This window comes from Acinetobacter sp. V110_1 (assembly GCF_031798975.1).
In the GTDB taxonomy this organism is placed as follows: Bacteria; Pseudomonadota; Gammaproteobacteria; order Pseudomonadales; family Moraxellaceae; genus Acinetobacter; species Acinetobacter nosocomialis_A.
The window spans coordinates 1-21,991 of record NZ_JAVQNN010000026.1 but is presented as its reverse complement, the minus strand read 5'-3'; the positions used below and the strand labels follow the sequence as shown (position 1 = coordinate 21,991).

Below are 21,991 nucleotides of genomic sequence, written 5' to 3'. Positions count from 1 at the left end.
AAACTTAGTAAAAAGTAAAATCACGCCTAAGACACATAAAATTGAACCAATTACCACCATATTTTTAGAATGGCTAAAAGCAGAGATGAGAGAGATTCAACATAAATTACTTTAGGTTGAGCAGTTTTATTTAAAGATAAATGGTTTAAATATTTGAAAATAATTATAAATTATAGAAAATGCAGGAATTAAAACGAGAGCGACGTATGTCTCGTTTGTGCTGTCTAAAACTCCCGAAGATGAAAAATATTTAACTTCCTACTTATTTATTAAACCCTAAACATGAATTTTACTCAGTTTTGAATGAGACTAAATCATTTTTATTCATGTTCTGATTGCGGTATAAATCTATCCATGCTCTGAAGCGCTCCAGTAATTCACTTTTGATAAGACCATAAGGCACAAAACTGACAAGTCTGGAAAGTTTAAAAAGAGCAAAAAGTTTTTATTTAGGTTTTATCTCAGAAATTAGGGTACTGATCACAATGAGTAAAGAATTTACATTTACGATTAAGAGTATTTGTTTCGATGAGAACTATCGTCCAGCAGACAATACACGTATTACAACCAACTTTGCTAATTTGGCAAGAGGGATGAGCCGCGAAGAGAATTTGCGCAATACATTGCAGATGATCGACAATCGTTTCAATGCCTTAGCTCATTGGGACAACCCTAAAGGCGACCGCTATGGCGTTGAACTTGAAATCATTTCAGTTGAAATGAACATTGATGCCGAAAACCGTACTAGTGGGCTTCCTCTCATCGAAATATTGAAAACCAATATTGTTGATAAAAAGACCAATGAACGCATCGAAGGTATTGTAGGCAACAACTTCTCGTCTTATGTACGTGACTATGACTTTAGTGTGTTGTTGTTAGATCACAACAAAAACAAGTCAACTTTTAGCACGCCAGAAAAGTTTGGTGAATTGCACGGTAACTTGTTTAAGAGCTTTATTAACTCTGAAACTTATAAAGCCAACTTTAAAAAGGCGCCTGTGATTTGCCTAAGCGTTTCGACGACTAAAGAGTACCACCGTACTGAAAATGAACATCCTGTTTTAGGTGTTGAATATAAGCAAGAAGACTATTCATTAACCGATGAATATTTCCAAAAAATGGGCTTAAAAGTTCGCTACTTCATGCCGCCAAATAGCGTTGCGCCGTTAGCGTTCTATTTTACTGGTGATTTGTTGAGTGATTACACCAACCTTGAGTTGATTAGTACCATTAGTACGATGGAAACCTTCCAAAAGATTTACCGTCCTGAAATTTACAACGCAAATTCAGTGGCTGGAAAATCTTATCAACCAAGCTTGAAACACGAAGATTATTCACTTACTCGAATTGTGTATGACCGTGAAGAACGTAGCCGTCTGGCTATAGAGCAGGGGAAGTTTGTTGAAGAGCAATTTATCAAACCATACCAAGCGATTCTTGAGCAGTGGTCTGCTAATTACGCTCCTAATTAATCAACATACGGGTCATTTATCATGAAAAAATTATTACCAACTTCAACTGCTGGCAGCTTACCAAAACCGTCTTGGCTTGCAGAACCTGAAAAGCTTTGGTCACCTTGGAAACTTGAAAACGAAGGCTTAGTTGAAGGTAAAAAAGACGCGTTACGTTTAGCTTTGCATGAACAACAACGTGCGGGCATCGACATTGTGAGCGATGGTGAACAAACTCGCCAACACTTTGTGACCACGTTTATTGAACACTTAAATGGCGTAGATTTTGAGAAGCGCGAAACTGTTCGTATTCGTGACCGTTACGATGCAAGCGTACCATCTGTGGTAGGTGCGGTGTCTCGTCAAAAGCCTGTGTTTGTTGAAGATGCGAAGTTCTTACGTCAGCAAACTGATCAACCTATTAAATGGGCATTACCTGGCCCAATGACGATGATTGATACACTTTATGATGGTCACTACAAGAGCCGTGAAAAGCTTGCTTGGGAATTTGCCAAAATCTTGAACCAAGAAGCGCGTGAGCTAGAAGCTGCTGGTGTAGACATTATTCAGTTTGACGAACCTGCATTTAACGTATTCTTTGACGAAGTAAATGACTGGGGTATTGCGACTTTAGAACGTGCAATTGAAGGTCTAAAATGTGAAACTGCGGTGCACATTTGTTATGGTTACGGTATTAAAGCCAACACTGACTGGAAAAAGACACTCGGTTCGGAATGGCGCCAGTACGAAGAAGCTTTCCCGAAACTTCAAACTTCTAACATCGATATCATCTCGTTAGAATGTCACAACTCGCGTGTGCCAATCGACTTGCTTGAACTCATTCGTGGTAAAAAAGTCATGGTGGGTGCAATTGATGTCGCATCTAACCAGATTGAAACACCAGAAGAAGTGGCGAACACACTGCGTAAAGCACTTCAGTTTGTAGACTCTGACAAGCTTTACCCTTGCACAAACTGCGGTATGGCGCCTCTTTCACGTGAAGTAGCACGTGGCAAGTTAAATGCTTTAACTGCAGGTGCAGAAATTGTTCGCCGAGAACTTACGGGTTTTGAACTTACTGCTTAATATTTACCAATACAATGGTATAAAGGGTTACTTTTTTGATGGCTATTGATAATCAAAGCAGTAACCCTCATTTCACTTATTACATGTAGTTCTAAACAGGACTCATGTCGATACAGTGCCTTCCTGATGGAGTTGGGCGGTATAGCAAAACACACAGGAAAAGGTACGGTTCAATTTAGGAATAATGTCATGGTTCAAGCAACAGACTTTAGAAATGCAATGTCTTTACTCACAAGTGCGGTTAGCGTTGTGACCACGGCAGGCATGTCTGGCCGTTTTGGATTTACTGCCTCTGCTGTTTGTAGTGTGACCGACACACCGCCGACATTATTGGTCTGTATGAACCAATCTGCGAGTTCACATGCACATTTCCTAGATAATAAAATCTTAACGGTAAATGTTTTAGGCGCACACCACGAACATATTTCAAAAGCATTTTCATCTAAACTTACACCAGAAGAACGCTTTAAACATGGCGAATGGATTGAGTTAGAAACGGGTTCACCTGTGTTAGATGATGCGTTGGTCAGTTTCGATTGCGAGATTGAACAAATTCAACAAGTCGGCACACATACGATTTTTATATGTCCGATTGTGGCGATTAAACAAAGCCAGCATGACCAAAGTTTGGTTTATTTTAATCGCGCTTATCACCAAGTGGGGCAGACCGAGATTGTCTAATCCCACTCGTTTTGTTGTTTCTGTAATAGCGAAATGAGAGCCTAGAAACAATTCTATTTACAAGTTGTCTCACCGAGTTCAGGCTCTCGAATTTCTAGCTTATTGTTCTGTTCTACTACACAAATACGTGTATCAAAAATTTTATATGTATCCAAAGTAATGTCATAAACCACATTCTTTTCAAACTCTTTTAGAGGAATTTTTGCACAATCCTTTTCTTCTATTGGTAACGGACCGCTTGGGTAAAACTTCTCATAAGAACTTGAATATGCGTTTCTATTGTCGATTTTTCCCATATAAATCAAAAAACTATTATCAACAGGATAAGTGGTTTTTGGAGGTTTATTGGTAAAGGCACATACATAATCCTGATGTAGCGTAACCTCTAATGGAAGAGGGCCTTGGCTACAGCCATTTAACAAACACCCAGTTGTTAATATTAAAATGGACTTTGAAGATAGTCTTATCATTTATGTTCTCGTAAAGTTTTAAAAAATATTCAAAATCAAAAAGTAAAATTTATGAGGTTTAGCTTACCGTATCTGGCTCTTTTTAAAAAATAAATAAATACAATTGAATATAATATCTAAAATAATAATTAAGTTAATCTAATGAAAAATAATAAGAAATTTAAATACTTGTCATAAAAGCGACATTGACACATCTAAACTCTCAGATTATGCTTTGCGTGCTGGCCACATTGCCAGCCGGTTTTAGCAGACCGTGCTCAAGAACATTGAAAAAATTCATTTTTTTGATGTAGACTCACTCGTCCCCCTTTTTGTAGCGGTAGGACGGAAGGGGGACACCTTCGGGTGTGCTGGGTCTTGAGCCAGTCTGCTAACCCCCTTTCGTTCTGCCACCATAATTCCAAATGAATGCTCTGGTAGAACTCCAATAATTAGGAGTTGGCTATGCACATCCATTATTTCTTGGCACCCCGTGCCAAAAGTTATAACAACACAGCTTAAAAAATTACAGCAGCTTGAACGTCCTAAGGTTTTCAGGCTTTAAGTCATTTTTACTTAAAACTTAGCAACAACAAAACTTGAGATGTGCCAAGCACCGTCTTGCGGCTTTGCTGTGCCTTTTTTTCTCCCAAAAAGGGCACAGGCTTTTTATCTCATGCAGAAACAACAAGAATTTAAAAACGGTAAAACTATGCGAAATTTAGAAACCTCTTCCAAAAAATTACTGGCTGTTCAAACCACTATACAACTTATTACAACGCATGGGTTCCACAATGCAGGCATCGACCTGATTGCTAAAGAAACCAAAATCGCCAAAGGTACGCTTTATAACTATTTCCACTCGAAAGAAGGCTTAATTGAAATGTGCATTGCCTTTCAAAAAAGTCTGCTCAGAGAAGAGGTGCTCTCGATCATTTACTCAAGCCGTTACTACACTTCAAAAGATAAACTTAAAGCAATTATTGTGTTACATGCCAATTTAAGCAGCCTGTACAACCTTTTACTTAAGGCCATTTTTGAAATAAAACTGCTTTACCCGCAGGCTTACCGTATGGCGGTTGAATACCGAAAGTGGCTGCGCCATGAAATTTTTGACCTGATTTTTAGCGGGGAAATCCGCGAGCCAAAATTCGATGCCGACATGGTCGTAAACCTGATCGATGGTTTGCTGCTACAGGTTTTAAGCTCTAATAGTTTGGATGAACGGGATAAGGTGTTGGAGTGGTTTTGGGGGAGGGGCTCTTAAAAGCAGCTATTTGAGTTTTAACGCTTAAAATACCACTATAAAAATTTAAATTTATTCAATAATTATAAAATTTATTTCTTTAATAACGGGTGAGTAAGTTTAGCTATTCAATAAGTTGTAAAAAATTTAATTTTATATTAGTTAACTTAATAAATTATAATAAAGGGGATATAAAATATTGAATTTTATATCCCCTATTTTTACTATAAAATTGATAAGATACGTATGTATCACATCCTAAAATAATTAAAACTTAAGTGTGTTCTAATAATATTAACGAATGTGAAAGAATACTAAATTAGGATGCCCTTGTGATGTACAGCCAGCCAGATAAACATCTACAGTTTTTTTTGCTAAAAAAGCAGCTAATAACGAAGCATATGCACGTTTCCCATGAGATGTCTCAACATTTTCAAATCTAAATTCATTTGTTTGAGGGAAACGACAGCCTAAGGTTGAGCCAAAAGGACTACCTGATAAAGTAACATAGCATATACCAGAATCTGCATGGCAGCCAATATCTATGATTTTTCTACCCTCGACGCTTTCAGCTGCAAATAAAGTGGTATTAAAACATAATGTTAGAAATACAAAAAATAATAGTTTTTTCATAATTATAAAGGCTCTACTTGTTGTACTGTACAAAAACTAGGATTATTAGAATAATCTCTATCAACGTAAACCGTTACACTTCTTTTTTTTTGATACCATTGAGATAGTGTTACGGCAATTATAGTCTTACGGGCCTGAGGAATAAGCATCCAACCATAAGCAGTTTTATTTTTACAAACATCTGGAAGATTTCCTGATTCTAATTTTATTAAAAGCCCTTCTGTCACACTAGTTATCTTAGTTAGAGTTCCGCTCACGTAATCTTGTTCTGCATTAGCATTTTGAATACCAGTGCATACAATCATAAAATACAATAAAATTTTTTTCATTTAATTTTCCATTACATTAGTAGATATCCAGTTAAGCAAGAGTTACTATCTTGTTTTATATTAGAGATATGAACTTTAATATAAAAAATTTAGCTAAAAATAGCAGACAGAAAAAAGTATTGATCCTATCTCTATTTAGCTGAACTTGAAATTTTGTACTCATTAGTCAATAAAAAACTATAAAATTATTTAGAGCCTACAATCGCTTTAAACAAATTTATAAGCCAACTTTATCAACTTTAAAAAGCCCAATATCTACAATTTCTTAGCTATTTCCTTTTCATTTGGATATGTTGATGTACTAAAAGCTATTAATCAAAAAGCTAAAATTTCTATTCCATCATTTTCAAATCCTTAAGTATGAGTAAATAATGTAGATATTGTAATTTTATTTAATAAAATATATTTTATGTGTAATTTTAACAAAAAGTAAAGAATTGGAATGAAAAAAATATTTCTAAGTATGATTTTTTTTATACAAATTTTATTTGTAAACAATGCATTTTCAAGCACCTATATCGGGAAAGTTTCCTCTATTAACATTCGTGAAGTGGATGGCCTAGTCTGGGTAGATATCATAGGTAGTCGTTCTGGTGATTTACCAAGTTGTGCACAAGACCGCAATTATATGATGATCAAAAATGAAAATAGTGCAACGGGTAAAAGACTGTTGGCATTATTAATGATGGCTCAAGCGTCAAATAAAACAGTGAAGATTGATGGGATGAATACCTGTACTCGTTGGGTAGATGGCGAGGATATAGGTACGGTTCAAATCCAGAAAAATTAATAGAATAAAAAAGGATATTTTATGCAAATAATAATAGGTATTTTTTTGGCCATACTCTCTTCATTTACTTATGCAGGAGTAATTGATTGGGCTATAGCTAGGACTTCTTTTCCCTCTGATCAAAGTATTGGAGATACAGGACAAGAAAAAACACCCAATGGTTATGTAGATTTAATGAGTGGTAACCTCGTTTATGACGTTCCAGAAGTGACTTTAAAAGGTGATCGTGGACTAAATTTTACTCTTTCACGTTCTTACGGAAAAGTTAATAATGGCTTCCGTTCTATGGGTAACTGGGAGTTGGAATCACCTAGATTAGTGATGATGACAGGCCCTTCCACTATCTTACAAGGTGATAATGGCGCAGGGATTTGTGAAGCAAATGGCGATGCAACAAATAATAGTTCGGGAAGACCTAGTTATACTGCCTCTCTTACAAATTCAAGTTTTAGAAATAAAATTGAAAAAACATATATTAATCAAGTAAATGTTGCACTGGCGAATCAAACATTAAGTACAATTATAAATCTAGTACAGTATTTTGGTAGCTTAACAGGCGATTCAAATGCTCAATATAATAAACAACAAGCACAGAATGCTGCATCAAATTTACAATTTCAATTATTTAATGCCTATCAGAATAATGTAAATGCCTTAACTGTCTCTTCAAGCCAAGCGGCAACTGAAAAAGCAAAATATAAGCAAAGTATAATGAATGTATTACAAACTGGGCAGGTGACAGTTTTAGTTAATGGTACTAGATTAACTACCGGAAATATTAGTAGTGTGTTAGATAGTTTAGCTGTAAACTCATCATTTACAGTACAAACAAATAATGCCTTAATGGATAGTGTAATTAGGCAAGTGATTATTGGATATCTTTACTATCATAATATCGAAAAAATTAGATCACCTTCATTATTAAATGATATTACACAAACTTCTACACTTAATACATCATCCAATGTTGATTCAAGACAAAGACCAATAAGTCTATATCTTCCAGGGCAAAAAAATATAACTTTTTATCCAATTAAAAGTGGTGTTTCAGGGTATCCTCAATCAGCAAAGTATATTTCTCAAGATAATTGGTATATAAGTTGTTCAAATTCAGGAAAAGATTTTATCGTAAGATCAAATAATGGAGTAAGTTATCATTTCCCAAGTGAAAATAGAGAGAATCAAACCGGGTTTACTTCATTTTTCGGAAGTGATTATATTCCTGGTCGTGTTTCGATTTATGCTTCAAAAATTGAAAATCAGTTTAATGAGGGCTATATTTTAAACTATTTTAATAAAAAAACTAGTACATTGATTTATAATAATTTTAATTATACAAATAAATTTTTCCTAAAATCTGTACAACACACACTTGATGGCAAAGTTGTTAATGAGAGTACTCCTGAACTAGTTCTTAATTATGTGAAGAGTCGAGATGGCAATGAAAATGCTGATGAGAGCCAGTTTGATAATATTTCTGGTGATATAACCCTGAAAAGAATATTGCGTTATATCAATGGAGGCTATAAAGAATGGTCTGCTTATAACTATACAAGTCAAAAGATTCTTTCAAACTATAAACTTTCTGATACATTACCAACTGGTGGAACAATTGGTAGTTTTCAAGATAATAATTCTGCTTCTATTTATTTACAAACAGCCGGATATATTACAGGAGATGCTGTAAGTTATAATTATGGTGGTCCATATCGAATAGCGGGGAGTGCAACACCTGCAGCTTCAAGTATGACTGCTCAAGATTTCTTATGGTTTTATAGTGATTTAACTGGTATTAATTACTATAAGGGTTCTTCTAATGGTTTAATTAATACCAAATCAGTCAATTGGACTTACACTTTAATAAATGAATCTCGCCCAGGATTTGTTGAATCTAAATCTTATAAAATAACTACTTCAAACTATACGGGGTCAGATGTAAATCCATTACAAATTACTTATGCTTATAGTCGTAATAAAGATGCAAATGAACAAAATACATCGGTAACAGTTAAAGATAGTACAACAGGATTATCTAAAGTATATAATTATGTTATGTCAGCATATGAGGGCGGTAGTGCTGAAAATTTCAAACATGGTCTACTTAAAAAGATATCTATTGATTCGAGAGAAGAGATCTATAATTGGATTACATTAAATCTAATTGGTCAAAAACCTAAGACAATCAACGATAATTATTCTGATAATGAAGATGTATTTTTAGTTCGGCTCTCAAATAAAACGATTAATCACAACGGCGCTTATGGTACAACTTATAAAGATTTCGATCAGTATGGCAACGCGCAAACAATTGAGTCTACGGGTTTAAATGGTACGAATCCAATATCTTTGCCAAGTATGAGGATGGCTTACTTCAATGCAGATCCTACAAATAGTGCTGTTGATGATGGTAGCTTACCTTGGATTACGGGATTACCTCGTCAAAAAACTTCAGGTACCTATATTATACAATCGATTGACTATGATCCCCAAGGTGCAATTAATACTGAGAATAAAGAAGGCCAGATTACTAAATTTAAATATGAAACAGTTTCTTTTAGTGCATGTTTAGGTAACCTTTCTGATTTTGCTTGGTCAAAATTCGCTAGTTGTTTCTCTAATTATATTGTGGGAGACAAACATATAGGCTTGCCTATGGAAGTAGATATTGGTAATGGAAAGCAAATCACTCAATATTCAGCTTACAAAAAAGGTATTCCTACCAATGTCCGTCTAGCTAATGGTGGGCAAGAGACAAATGGTGTAGATGATTTTGGTAATATCGTATTTCATACTGATGCGGATGGTATTAGTTCACAAAACAAATATGATGATGCGGGACGTATAAAAGTTGAAACTCCAATTATTGGTTTAAGTTATACCACAATTGATTACAATGGATTAAACATTGTTAGAACCATGCAAAATGGTGGAAATTATAGTAAAACTGAAAAATATAATGGAGATGGATTACTTATTTATTCATCCGAAAATACATCTAACAAGACAGTTATTAACTCTAGCCAGTATGATGCATTTGGTAATGTAATTTTTAGTTCCAATCCATCTGCTAGTGGTACAGATATCGGTATAAGAACGAGCTATGATGTTTTTGATCGCCCGAAAACTGTCATAGATAATGGTGTAACCATAAATTATTGTTATCAGTCATGTGGAGGGCGTACAGGTGCTGTTGCTTTCACTACTGATGCTTATGGGGTAACTGAAACTGATTATTTGGCTGCTGGTGATTTTAGCTCAAGCATAAAAACGAAGATGAGCCGAAAAGGAAATGATGGATCGGTCTTTGAAACATTTATAGATTACGATCTTGCATTATTAAAACCAATCACTGCAATATCTGGAGCATCTACACAACGTTATACCTATAACAGCAATGGTTCATTAGCAACGGAAAAAGATAATAGTATCAACGGACAAAAAAACTATGGCTATGATGCTACGGGTAAAATTAATACGATTACCCATCAAGATGGTTCCGTTGAGACAATTGAATATTATCCAATCAATGATTTAATTGCTTCGCGTAACTGGCGTGGTGTAACAACGAGCTATGGTTATACTGCTGCGGGTCGTTTAATTTCTACAAGTAATGCCAATACAGCGCAAAGTTATGGTCGTGATAGTTTGGGCCGAGTTATTTCACTGACCCAAAGTATTAACTCTCATGATGCAAATTATGCATTTACCCTTAGATTTGGTTATAACAACCTTAATCAGATTGTATCTATTAATTATCCAAATGGAAAAGCTGTTGATTTGTCCAATCAAAATGCATTTGGTGAAATTGGTTCAATACCAAATGTTATTCAGTCACTTAACTATAACGCATTGCATCAGCTGATTTTTGTACAAGCAAATACTGATGTTGCATGGGATTATTCTTATTCAAATAATGGTTTACCTACAGGTGTAAGTTCAACCAGTCTGAATAAATGTGCTGTAAGTATTAGTTATGGATATGATGCATTAAACCGTATTAATAGAATGGTTGATAATTGTGGCGCAACGTATAACGCTTCAATTGACCGCTATGGTACAGGGTTAATGAAGCAGATCGAACAAGATCACGCACGTTATCAATATAGCTATAACAATGATGACATTAATACAGTTAATGTGGCGGCAAAAAGTCAATTAGTTGCACCCGCTTCTTACGTCTACCAATATGTAAATGGAACTTCACGTTTGGGTAGCGTGAGTGGATCTCCTTATCAGTTTAGTTACGATGGAATGGGCAATGTAACTAATGATGGCATTCGAGCACTTGATTACGATGCTTATTACCGTATAAGCAAAAATGGTAATGAAAGCTACATTTACAATGCAGATGGCCTAAGAGTTAGGGCTGTACGGGAAAATGGAATTACCGATTATATTTATGATTTAGCAGGACGTTTAATTTACGAGATCAACCATAGAGCAGGCTATAGTCAAGCTTATGTTTATGTCGGAGATAAACTGGTTGCAACGCTGGAGAATTATCCAGATGCAAATGATGGCTATGATTTTATCAATAATTTTGAGGCAGCAGAGTTTGGATTACTCAGCTTATTAGATAGCTATCTGGATAGTGATGATGATGGTTTACCAGACTATTTAGAACGATTCATCGGTTCTGACCCTAACAATCCTGATACTGATGGTGATGGCTATAAAGATGGTTATGAATATAAGCAGCTAGGAGCTAAAGGAGTATTAGATGCGGGAATTCATCCGAGTGAACCTGATCCAGATGAGGATATGGCTGCGTGGTTACCAACTGTTTTAGATCTTATTCTTGAAGATGACTAAGGAGGTAGCCATGAGAACAATAATGAAAAGTGGAATGAAAAATAACGATATGTACTCAAAGAAAATATGGTCATCTGCTATTCAGTTGGTGCTGTTGAGTTTAATTTTACTTCTTAGTCAGCTCACGCTGGCTAAGGATAGGATTCAATACCATATACAAAACTTTGATGGATCAACATTAAAGGTAATAAATGAACAAGGGATTGTAAGCCAGTCGTATCAATATGCGCCCTTTGGACAACAGTTACAGTTAAAGAAACCGAGCAATCTAAAAAATCCTCAAGCATTTGTAGGGGGAGTACAAGATGCGAATGATCTGGTTTACTTAAAACAAAGGCACTATAACCCAGTATTAGGACGATTTTATCAGGCTGACCCTGTGACTTTTTTAGAGAAAGGTCATGGGCAGATCAATCGTTATCAGTATGGATGGAATGATACTTATAGTTTTAGTGATCCAAGTGGATTGTGTCCAGCCTGTGTTCCATTGTTTGTTTTTGGGATATGGGGGGTTGATAACTTAAGATCAGATACTCCAAATAAAAACAATCCTCCTCCAAGTGGTATTGGTGATGCTGCTATTATGGGATATGGTGGAGCTTCTTTGCTGTTTTCGGCAAGACTGGCTTCAATGTCTACAGCAGAACTTACTTATTATAATATAGCTCAAAAAGGAGCGACTACTGTAAGTCCTGTAATTTGGATGGATAAATCAACAGAGTGGGTAACTGTTGGTCGATGGATGTCAGTAGGTGAATATAATACTATGAAACTTAATAATCATGTATTAGAGGGAGCAGGAGGTTTAACTTTTGTAACTCAAGGTGGTTCGAAAATGTTTCCTAGTGCAGCCAAAGGTTCAGTTTATGCTGAGTTTAGTGTTCCTTCTAATAGTTTATTAAGAGGTGGAGCAGATGGATGGTATAAGGTAGTTGGTCCGAATGCAATGAAATCACAGCAATATATGATTCAGAAACAAGGAGGCACATTATTACCTCCTTATAGAAATCTTACTCCAATTTTAGAAAGGAAATAAATAATGGATATTTCAATGGATTATTTTAAAAAAAATATTTTTCCTAAAATTAAAGAAAATTATACAGTAACTTTTTCTAATGCTACAGAGGGAGAGGTAATGGGTTTTGGTAATTTAGAGAGGGTTGAAATAGAGGGGAATAATATTTTAGGGGGAGTCGAATTTTGGAGTTCTGGGTGGTTAAGTATCCATTTAATTAATATAGAACGTGATGAAGAAATATTAAATTCGTTAATTTCTCCTGATGATTCTAAGAAAAAAAATGAATTATTGGAAGATTTTGAAAAAAAATTAATAGAATTTAAGTGATTAAATAAGATGTATGAATTTTATTTTAGATAATGAAGGTTAAATATCCTATTATAAAAATAGAATATTTTAATAAGGTGGTTTTAAGTAATGAAAAAAAATGCTAATTATTTTTTTGAATTTATTAATTTGCAGTTCAATTTATGCAAACAGTGGTTTTTATAATACAAAGATAGCCGCAATTACTGTTCATGATAATTGGAATGTTTTAATTATAGAATTAAAAAGTCCGGTAGCAACAGGCGAAAATTGTGGAATCTCTAATGCAGTAATTTTGCGAAAAGATCATTATATGTTTAAAGAAATGTATGCTGCACTTTTATCCGCATTTCATGCGCAAACAGTGATCAGTGGTTGGGCTAATGGCTGTTTTGGGCAATATCCTGTTATAACTAGGCTAGATTTAAGAAAATGATATGAGTTGATATAAATGGAAAAAGCTTATGACTAAAATATTTTTTACTCTATTTTTGAGCCTAATATTTTGCAACTCTGTATTTGCGAATAGCCCTTTCCCACAAACTAAGGTTGGAAAATTAGTTGTTCATGACAGTGGTTCATATGTAATTGTAGTGCTTAAAAGTCCAGTAGCAACTGGTGAGGGGTGTGCATCTTCAAATGAAATAAAACTAAATGCAAACCATCCGCTATTTAAAATTATGTATGCAACACTTTTATCAGCGCTCCATGGTCAAACACTTATAGAGGGATGGGTGAATGGTTGCGATGGTAGAGAACCAATTTTAACTCGTTTAGATATATCCAAATAACAGATCAATAAAATTTGTTTAAAAATATCTTTAGGCATAAAACTTAGTTTCAGCTATCTCAAGCTAGAACGATTTATTTCTTTTAATTTAAAGAATTTAATAATAATGACCAGACTAACAGCTGGTCGTACAAATTAAGCATCATTTACGACTTCTATAAAGAGTTCTCATACTCCACATACCCATCTTCAATCGCAGGAATAATCTCTACAAACTCAAAGTAGGGTACTGTACAAAACTCAGAGTCTCGAATCGCATCAATCACAAAATAATAATCTTGCAGAGATGTCGTCTCAAACACAGCAATATCACTGGCTTTAGTGCTAAATGCTTCAACGTCATACCATCGAACTTTTACAGTCGGGTACTTCTCAAAAATAGGCTCAAGCTTCTGTGCACTAAACTCAGCCCGCTTTTCACGAGCTAAAGCTAACCAAGCGGGTAAAGCTCTTAAATGAATAAAAAAAGTATAGGTTTAGAGCATAATTTTAGACTATTTTAGAGATAATTTTTTACATTAAAATATTTATGAAATAGTTCTACTAATAATAGTGTTTAGATTATTTAAAATGATTAATTAAAATATAGTTTTTTTAAGTGATTTTTTAATTTTATTTAAATGATTTTTAATTTTAATTTAATAATAATTTTATTGTTTTTTTATTTGTAATTAATGTAGGGGGTATTTACTTGTAAAATTGTTGTGTTAATATTTTTTAATGTTGTGATGAGAAAGTTTTTTGCGCAAATCATAATGATAAAGTTTAAAATTTCTAATCATAATAAATATCTTACTAATTATTAAAAAGTATTATAGGAATAATATATGACAAACTTCGTTGATGTTCTAAATGAAATGGAAGAGCACTACATAAATAATATTAATACTGGTATGGAAATACCATATTATCATAATTTGATTGAAGACTCTTTGGGCTTGGTAGATGCAACAAATAAATACTGTGTTACTGATGTTAATAATGATGGTGAAGCAACAGATAATTCTTTTCAAAGTAAATTGAATGCTTTAAAAAATAAAGCACAGGATACGTCTACTCATATTGCTTCCCTTATTGAAGAGGAACTAAAAAAATCAAGTAAGAAGTTGAAAGATAACAATTCTCCTGCTGCAAAATTAGAATTTGATGCAGCACTTGATAAGATTGGTGAATCTGCTATTGAGGACGCTACAAAAAATATTAAAAAAATTATAGCTAATGCAAAAGAGATTGGTAAGGCTTTTCCAGGAGCTCAAAATCTTATCCTAATTGCTGTACAAAAAATTAATCAACTTATTAATGAATTGATTCTTAAAATAGTTGCTTATATTTCTGAGCTTGTCAAAAATATTATTAAATGGATAGAGAAGGCTTGGGATGCTATTGTTAAGACTTTTAATGATATTAGAATATGGATTTCACATTGGTTTTAAATTAAATATTTTTTAATTGTGTGAAATATATTAATAATAAGACCATCACCTTTAAGTAATGGTCTTGTTTGTTAAATAAGTACTGGTTTTTATAAATTCAGGATCTGCCTTAATTAGTTAAAATTAATATCTACTGATTGTCCGTAATTAACTAGATTAATAGAATTTATAATGAACTTTCATACTCCACATACCCATCTTCAATTGCTGGAATAATTTCGACAAATTCAAAGTAGGGTACTGTACAAAATTCAGAGTCTCGAATCGCATCAATCACAAAATAATAATCTTGCAGAGATGTCGTCTCAAACACAGCAATATCACTGGCTTTAGTGCTAAACGCTTCAACGTCATACCACCGAACTTTTACAGTCCGGTACTTCTCAAAAATAGGTTCAAGCTTCTGTGCACTAAACTCAGCTCGCTTTTCACGAGCTAATGTCAACCAAGCAGGCAAAGCTTTTAAATGAATAAAAAAAGTATAGGTTCTAGACATAACCACTCCATGACTGAGGCGAGTTGTAGTTCAACTGAAAAGACAGCATTTGCTTGTCATATCAACATGACTCAGTCAGTATATGAGTGATTGCTCACATTAAATACTCGTATTTCGACCCATGTCAGAAACACTTCCAGACCCACGCAAACGCCCGCGTCAAGCACGGTCAGTGGCTACATTTGAAGCTATTTTAGAGGCGGCTGCTCGCATTTTAGAGTCTTTAGGCTTTGCTGGATTTAACACAAATGCCGTGGCTGAACTTGCTGGCGTAAGCATTGGTAGCCTATATCAGTACTTTCCTTCTAAAGATGCCCTAATCGTCGAGTTAATTCGACGTGAGCGGGCTGAGCTTTCAAATCGTATTGTTGAAGCTATACAGCAACACGACGCCGCAGACTTAAAAGAAAAATTAAAACTCATCATACACGCTGCTGTGCAACATCAATTGAGCCGTCCACAGTTGGCACGAACCTTAGAATTTGCTTCTGAACTCATTGGTAAAGACACTGAGGAAAATGAGCTTCAACATGAGTTTGAGATCATAATTTCTGATCTGTTTATACGCTCAGGTATTTCACATGCAAAGACAGCCGCACAAGATGTAATTGCCTTAAGTAAAGGAATGATTAACGCAGCAGGTATAGCAGGGGAAAGTGATTTAAATGATTTACAGCAGCGAGTTGAAAAAGCTGTATTTGGATATTTGGATTTGAGCTAGCGAACATAAGCCAATGTTACAGCGGTACAACCCATGTCATTGTGAAGAAAGAGTATATAAATTTGATAAATTCTTTGGAAGATGCTTTTAGATACTCGAATTACTTAAGTGTATGTATGCAGGATAGGGTAGTGAGTCATTGTAAGAATGATTTTAGATTAGAGTAGATATTATCTGCTTTAGAATTAATAGAGATTACATGAAATTTTGGAGAGTTGATCAATAAGTAATAGTAAAACGTGGCAAATCATTAAAAAAGCCCAAATATTATGAATTGGGCTTTTTAATAAAGAGTAATATTTTGATTTATATGAAATAAAAGTGAATTTCTTATAATGCTTCTAGAATTTTTTTCATCGAAATGAGAGTATCCTAAAAAATCAGAAGAAAATAACTTAACTTTATATTAATTCTCATTTTTACATTCATTACAATTCTCACTTTCTCTAAACTCTTCCATCTCCCGAACTATATCACTAGTTATCATATCATTAGCTTCATCATCTAATTTCCTATGAAAATAACCTAGAGGATTATTTATTCGAAAAGAATTACTCAAAATACGTCTAAACATATTTTCATTAACATGCAAAAACTCATGTGCTAAAGTTTGTAGAAATTGAATATCATCATCCTTCTTATAACAAACACCATTTATATTAAATCTTTTAGAATCCATCACAATATGATTATTCAAATTTGTTAATCCTAATCCATTAATATCAGAGAAATTAACGGAGTTAGGATTCTTTGTAAATTTATTTGGATAATGCTTTCTTAATAAACTAAGAGCCTTTGAAACTTCTGCTTGAGTAGCTAACCCTTTAGGATCGACTGCCCCCAGCGCATCCCCACCAACATACCCATAAGTATTCAGCCCACCATCCAACCCAATAGGGTCACTTTCAACATACTTGCCGGTAATAGGATTATAATCCCTGAAATAATTATAAAAAATCCCGACTTCACTATCAAAATACTGACCGGCATGTCTCATCGGCATCACTAAATTGACTGAAGACTGAGGCAACACATCCCCAAACTGATCGCCTTCCCAACGCCACACAACTTGGTTTTGATTATCTGAAATTGCTCTAGGTGTACCTAAATGATCAGTATGCACTCGTAAAATTTCATTTGGATATTGATAAGAACGAATACCAACCAATGTCCAATTCAACCAAATATATTCACGGATCACTTTGCCATCAGGTGAATATTCACCCAACAATTGTCCATTTTCATCATAAACAAATAAAGTTTGAAATGTGGCTCCAGCGATAGTAGTAAACTTTTGAATACGCTGACCAAAAGCATCATAACCATTTAAAATACTATTTGGTGTATCGCTGATGGTTTCACTACGACCTTGGGCATCATAAGTGTAGCTTCTCGTCCCATCAAAAGTAATCTGACCTGTCGCCAAATAGGTATAAGGTTTATTTGCCGTCCCTTGCTGAATATTGCTTAACCGATTGCTGTTTGTAGCAATCATATAGTTTTCAGTATTGCTTGTTGAACCTTGAAGAACTTGACGGCTTAAACGGTTACTGTTTTTGTCATAGGTATATTTAAGGGTTTTATCTGCGGTGGTCTGTTCGGTTAAACGGCTCAAAGCATCATATTTAAAGCTGTTGTTGAGTAGGTTTTGATAACTGTCATTGATGGATAGAATACGATCTGCTCTGTCGAAGCTGTAATTCTTATCAAAGATATTCGGCATCTGAATTTGTTTGATACGACCATCTAAATCATAGTAGTACTGGACTGAATCACCTACACCACTATATGTCCAGCCTTTGACACCATTGGCATTATATTGAATATTGTCAACAAATGACTGATCGTTTAAGCGTATTCCTGTTAACTGACCTGTAGCGTTATAGTCGTAATTGACTACATTTCCACTTGGTAAAGCCAATTGTTTTAACTTTCCACCCAAGGTGTAGCTGTAGTTGAGCTTGAGTTGTGGTGCTGCACTTTGATTTGTCGTCAAATATTTTATATCTTTTTGACGGACTAAACCTAAATTGTTATAACTAAAATAGGTTTCTGTGCGTTTGTTTTTGGCTATGATAAGTTTGCCTTGATTATCACCTGTTTGACCATAGACAAATTCGGTTTGCTCGTAACTATCACTGCCATCTGTTTTTTGGTCTTTTTGTAATGTTACACGTCCTTGCGTATCGTATTCATATTGATGCTTCAGTTGAAGTGCATCTATTTTTTCTTTCAACAAGCCATTTTGATACTGGTATGCGGTTACACCTGTATCAGGACTATTTTGAGCAATCTTTTCACCAAAAGCATTGTACTGATAGGTGGTTATACCATTTTTAGCATCAATTATTTTTTTGATCTGATCAAAAGAATCATATTCCGTTTTATTGATGCCATTTAAAGGATCTGTTTCACTGATTTGGCGCCCTAAAACATCATAACTATAACTATAACTTTGATTCAGTGCATTTTTATCCGATTGCACCTGATCATAGTTGTTATAGCTTGTGGTTTGCAGTTGTTGGTTATTCCCGACAGACTGTTGTAAGCGTCCTAAACTGTCATACACTTGTTGGTTTTTAGCTTCAAGTTGCCCTGCAGTTCCATAAACTTCAGTTTGGGTAATATCACCATTGGCATTTAAACTATAAACCGTTCTATTGCCTGACTGGTCTTTAATTTCTTTTAAACGATGTGCATCGTCATAGGTGTATTCAATCCGTTCACCATCAGGTAGGGTTGTTGCGATCAATAAACCACGAAGGTCATATTCATAGCTTGTTGTCGCAGTTTGTGTGGTAACACTTTCGGTAACCTCAGGCGTTTGGTTGTCTGCTGTATAAAGTGCATCTGAGCCAAATGCTTCATAGATATTATTGACTAGAACCTGCCACCAACTCAGTGAATAACCATTTGAGCTCAATGAACTTTGCTGAATAGTCTGTTTCTGCTGAATGATTCGCCCTGCATCGTCATAAACAAAATCAGTTACTTGACCGTTTGAGCTTTCAATATGCTGTGGTTGTCCATCAGCATTATGCTGGCTATAGGTGGTGATAACACCATCAGCACCCGTGGTTTTTAATAAATTTACATTGCTTTCATCATATTGGTAACTGCTTATTTGTCCTTGTGGACTGGTTTCTTTAATCAGTTGATCAAAATTATTGTATTCATATGACCACGTACGAGCTTCTTGAGTTTGTGGATCAGTAATTGTCTTGGTTAAAACATTACCATTATTGTCATAAGTGAAAGTCATTGTTATTAACGTTTGTCCACCCGCTGATTTTTTTATTTCAGTCGGTTTAGGAAAATCTGTATGCCAAGTCGTCTCTATTTTTCGTTCCTCTACTGTGCCAACAGCTTCGGTACGAGAAGTTTCAAGATTACGGGAAAGATCGTAGGTATATTTTGTGGTTAACCCTTTTTCCATTTTTTGGGTGATATTGCCTGCTTGGTCATAACTGTTTTGAGCTTGAGTAACATTAGCACGAATACTGCTACTAATCCGTGGAGTTCCTGATGCCAAAGTTTTATTATATAGCCAAGCTGTACCACTCGGATCTGTGACACTAGTTGTTTTATCTCCGTGCTGCAAAGTATATTTTTGTGCACCTCCTGCATGTTCAGTCAAAATTCCACGATCTGCTGAATCATATGCATAGTTCGCATAGCGTTTATCTGCTTCATCCGTAATCCCTGTTAAAAGATTCGGATTGCCGGAAGGTGCAGCCGTGCTGCTTTCACTATAGTGATAGATTTTTGTACCGTAACCGGGGCGAGTCACGCTAATTAAACGGTTCTGTGTATCATACTTAAAGGTGATCTTTTTATTATTTGGAAGGGTGACTGAAGCAAGCAAGCTCTGAGGATTATAGTTAAATTTAAGACTTCGACCAAAATTGTTAGTGACCTGAGTCAACATGCCTGTCAGTAGGGTTGTACTATTCAACTGGATGTCTGCATAACTCAAAGTAATAAACTGACCATTCGGATAGATCATTTTTATAAATTTACCCGTCTGATCGTAATATTCTTTTATACCAGTTTTAAGCTGGTCAACTCGCCATAATCCATCTTGTTGCTGAGTAATTTTTAAACTTTCATCACGTGCAATAAACCATCCACCAGCTCCTGCAATAGTACTATCTGTATAATTTTTTGATATCAGGACTTCATTTCCATCATCCCGTAATAAGATGCCTTGAAGGTAATCCTTATCTGCACTCTCAAAAGTTCCATTTTCAAGGACATTGGTATTATCATAAATATCTAAAAATAATAATTTTTTACTAAAATTATGATTCCATCCAGGGCTATTGCCTGGTTTTACTTCAGTGGAGTTGATGCTGTTATAAAATCTTTCAAATTTAAGTACATTTTGAGGGGAATCCCAGTCATTTTCCTTTAAAAATTTATTTCCTGTTGTAACGGAACAAGGATTTCCAACAGAACAGGATACCCCTTTCTTAGGAAGATATAAGGGAGGTTCGCACATTCTTATAAAAGGGGATTTAGAAGATATACTCGTACGAGCATAATTAAAATAATCTAATTTTAAGTTATCAGATTTTTGAAAATTTATACCACTTAGGGTCTTGGGACAATACCATTCTCTTTTAAATCCAATGGCAATATAACTTCGACCTTCATTACTTACACCATATTCATCAGTATTAACTATTGCATTATCACTGTCACAGCTTGTAGTTCCTTCTAGCTTCCGAAAATAACAGGTATCTCTAGAAAACATTGCAAAATCTTCAGTTCGTCTCGAATTTGTCTCTAGAAAACTCCATGATTTCCAGAAAGCTTTATAATGAAACCTACTGTTTTCCATGATTTTTGTATATATAGTAAGATTATTATCTATAACAGGTGGAAAAAATAATGGTACTAAAGGTGCCACATCACTTGTGTTTATTTCTCTATTACCTTTAAAAGTGTATTGCTGACCTTTGTTATCTTTTGCAATCCAGTCTGTAGGTTTTGCAGGAGTACATTGCTTATTCCCAGCATTTTGAATACATTCGGCTAAAGATGATTCAGCAATAATCAGCCCCAAGATTACTATAAAAAAAACTTTTTTCACTTTATTTTCATTAACATATAAATATATAGCTAGTTTACTTTTAAAGTTCATAATTTAATATCAATTTTCGCTATTAAATTTCAGATTCTTCTTGTTAGAACCTAGCTTTTAAGACTTTGTTGCACAAAGCCTTAAAAGCTAAGTTTTTCTAAGCTACACAAATTTAAGTGGCAACTTGGGTATGAGGTCGACCTAATTCTATAAATTTATTGAGCACTGCTACGCGTGTGTGAATCTTGTTCACTTGGCTTGGGAAGTTTCTATTAGTCAGTTTATCTCCTAACAGTTTGATACAGTACATCTTGGTTTCCACTAAACTTTTTCAATGATAGCCTGCCCAATTTTTCCATATCGTCTTTCCCAAATGCTTAACCGTTCTTAATAGTTCATTTCTCTCTAGTGAATGAGGTTTGGTATCTTTCCACGATTTTGCATTCTTTCTTGGTAGAATAGCTGCATGAGTTTTTCTAGATGTAATCAATTGACGGCGTCGCTTTGTGTCATAAGTACTATCAGCATAGACGGAGTCCATTTGTTCTTTTTGCGGAATTTGATGAAATAAATCACCAAGTACCTGTGAAGCACTGATATTGTTCGTTGTGAACTGAACTGAACTGAACTGAACTGAACTGAACTGAACTGAACTGAACTGAAC

The 21,991-nt window shown here is 34.8% G+C and carries 18 protein-coding genes and 1 pseudogene; 12 read left to right on the top strand and 7 right to left on the bottom strand.

Going from position 1 to position 21,991, the window contains the following annotated elements; translation table 11 throughout:
* Positions 1-485 precede the first annotated feature (485 nt).
* From RMA95_RS10250 to RMA95_RS10240, 3 genes are all read left to right on the top strand, one after another.
* A complete protein-coding gene (locus tag RMA95_RS10250) occupies positions 486-1,472 on the top strand; it encodes a DUF1852 domain-containing protein (RefSeq protein ID WP_000031350.1) in 987 nt (328 codons plus the stop codon).
* A gap of 21 nt (positions 1,473-1,493) precedes the next feature.
* The gene (locus tag RMA95_RS10245; RefSeq protein ID WP_311070346.1) at positions 1,494-2,537 is read left to right on the top strand and encodes a methionine synthase; all 1,044 of its coding nucleotides are present in this window, start codon (positions 1,494-1,496) and stop codon (positions 2,535-2,537) included.
* 189 nt (positions 2,538-2,726) lie between these two features.
* On the top strand, positions 2,727-3,218 hold the full coding sequence (locus tag RMA95_RS10240; protein WP_032014964.1) for a flavin reductase: 492 nt from the start codon (positions 2,727-2,729) through the stop codon (positions 3,216-3,218).
* A gap of 53 nt (positions 3,219-3,271) precedes the next feature.
* Here the strand turns inward: RMA95_RS10240 and RMA95_RS17650 are convergent, their stop codons facing one another.
* Complete coding sequence (locus RMA95_RS17650) at positions 3,272-3,688, bottom strand: NF045616 family extracytoplasmic (lipo)protein (protein ID WP_032014965.1); 417 nt, start codon at positions 3,686-3,688, stop codon at positions 3,272-3,274.
* 691 nt (positions 3,689-4,379) lie between these two features.
* Between RMA95_RS17650 and RMA95_RS10230 the strand changes: the two genes are divergently transcribed.
* Complete coding sequence (locus RMA95_RS10230) at positions 4,380-4,934, top strand: TetR/AcrR family transcriptional regulator (RefSeq protein WP_311070362.1); 555 nt, start codon at positions 4,380-4,382, stop codon at positions 4,932-4,934.
* 273 nt (positions 4,935-5,207) lie between these two features.
* Here the strand turns inward: RMA95_RS10230 and RMA95_RS10225 are convergent, their stop codons facing one another.
* Positions 5,208-5,546 carry a hypothetical protein gene (locus tag RMA95_RS10225; protein WP_311070345.1) on the bottom strand — a complete coding sequence of 113 codons (339 nt, stop codon included), beginning with the start codon at positions 5,544-5,546 and terminating at the stop codon, positions 5,208-5,210.
* Between the two features lie 2 nt (positions 5,547-5,548).
* Positions 5,549-5,875 (bottom strand): ABC transporter ATP-binding protein, encoded by a 327-nt coding sequence (locus RMA95_RS10220; RefSeq protein WP_311070344.1) that lies wholly within the window; start codon positions 5,873-5,875, stop codon positions 5,549-5,551.
* Between the two features lie 442 nt (positions 5,876-6,317).
* Here RMA95_RS10220 and RMA95_RS10215 point away from each other — a divergent pair, with 442 nt between their 5' ends.
* From RMA95_RS10215 to RMA95_RS10190, 6 genes are all read left to right on the top strand, one after another.
* Positions 6,318-6,665 (top strand): hypothetical protein, encoded by a 348-nt coding sequence (locus RMA95_RS10215; RefSeq protein WP_311070343.1) that lies wholly within the window; start codon positions 6,318-6,320, stop codon positions 6,663-6,665.
* A gap of 21 nt (positions 6,666-6,686) precedes the next feature.
* A complete protein-coding gene (locus tag RMA95_RS10210) occupies positions 6,687-11,477 on the top strand; it encodes an RHS repeat protein (protein WP_311070342.1) in 4,791 nt (1,596 codons plus the stop codon).
* A 10-nt stretch (positions 11,478-11,487) separates the two neighbouring features.
* The gene (locus tag RMA95_RS10205) at positions 11,488-12,513 is read left to right on the top strand and encodes an RHS repeat domain-containing protein (RefSeq protein WP_409187557.1); all 1,026 of its coding nucleotides are present in this window, start codon (positions 11,488-11,490) and stop codon (positions 12,511-12,513) included.
* 3 nt (positions 12,514-12,516) lie between these two features.
* On the top strand, positions 12,517-12,822 hold the full coding sequence (locus tag RMA95_RS10200; RefSeq protein WP_311070341.1) for a hypothetical protein: 306 nt from the start codon (positions 12,517-12,519) through the stop codon (positions 12,820-12,822).
* Between the two features lie 100 nt (positions 12,823-12,922).
* The gene (locus RMA95_RS10195; protein ID WP_311070340.1) at positions 12,923-13,237 is read left to right on the top strand and encodes a hypothetical protein; all 315 of its coding nucleotides are present in this window, start codon (positions 12,923-12,925) and stop codon (positions 13,235-13,237) included.
* Between the two features lie 28 nt (positions 13,238-13,265).
* Positions 13,266-13,592 carry a hypothetical protein gene (locus tag RMA95_RS10190; RefSeq protein WP_311070339.1) on the top strand — a complete coding sequence of 109 codons (327 nt, stop codon included), beginning with the start codon at positions 13,266-13,268 and terminating at the stop codon, positions 13,590-13,592.
* Positions 13,593-13,746: 154 nt separating this feature from the next.
* Here RMA95_RS10190 and RMA95_RS10185 read toward each other — a convergent pair whose 3' ends face one another.
* A complete protein-coding gene (locus RMA95_RS10185; RefSeq protein WP_311070361.1) occupies positions 13,747-14,052 on the bottom strand; it encodes a darcynin family protein in 306 nt (101 codons plus the stop codon).
* Between the two features lie 366 nt (positions 14,053-14,418).
* Between RMA95_RS10185 and RMA95_RS10180 the strand changes: the two genes are divergently transcribed.
* A complete protein-coding gene (locus tag RMA95_RS10180) occupies positions 14,419-15,024 on the top strand; it encodes a hypothetical protein (protein WP_311070338.1) in 606 nt (201 codons plus the stop codon).
* A 166-nt stretch (positions 15,025-15,190) separates the two neighbouring features.
* Here the strand turns inward: RMA95_RS10180 and RMA95_RS10175 are convergent, their stop codons facing one another.
* A complete protein-coding gene (locus RMA95_RS10175; protein ID WP_311070337.1) occupies positions 15,191-15,520 on the bottom strand; it encodes a darcynin family protein in 330 nt (109 codons plus the stop codon).
* A 121-nt stretch (positions 15,521-15,641) separates the two neighbouring features.
* On the opposite strand from RMA95_RS10175, the gene RMA95_RS10170 reads away from it, so the two are divergent.
* Positions 15,642-16,241, top strand: a complete 600-nt coding sequence (locus tag RMA95_RS10170) for a TetR/AcrR family transcriptional regulator (protein WP_311070336.1) — start codon at positions 15,642-15,644, stop codon at positions 16,239-16,241.
* Between the two features lie 406 nt (positions 16,242-16,647).
* Here the strand turns inward: RMA95_RS10170 and RMA95_RS10165 are convergent, their stop codons facing one another.
* On the bottom strand, positions 16,648-21,387 hold the full coding sequence (locus RMA95_RS10165; RefSeq protein WP_311070335.1) for an RHS repeat-associated core domain-containing protein: 4,740 nt from the start codon (positions 21,385-21,387) through the stop codon (positions 16,648-16,650).
* 112 nt (positions 21,388-21,499) lie between these two features.
* Positions 21,500-21,991: pseudogene (locus tag RMA95_RS10160) on the bottom strand (transposase); the annotation flags it as partial.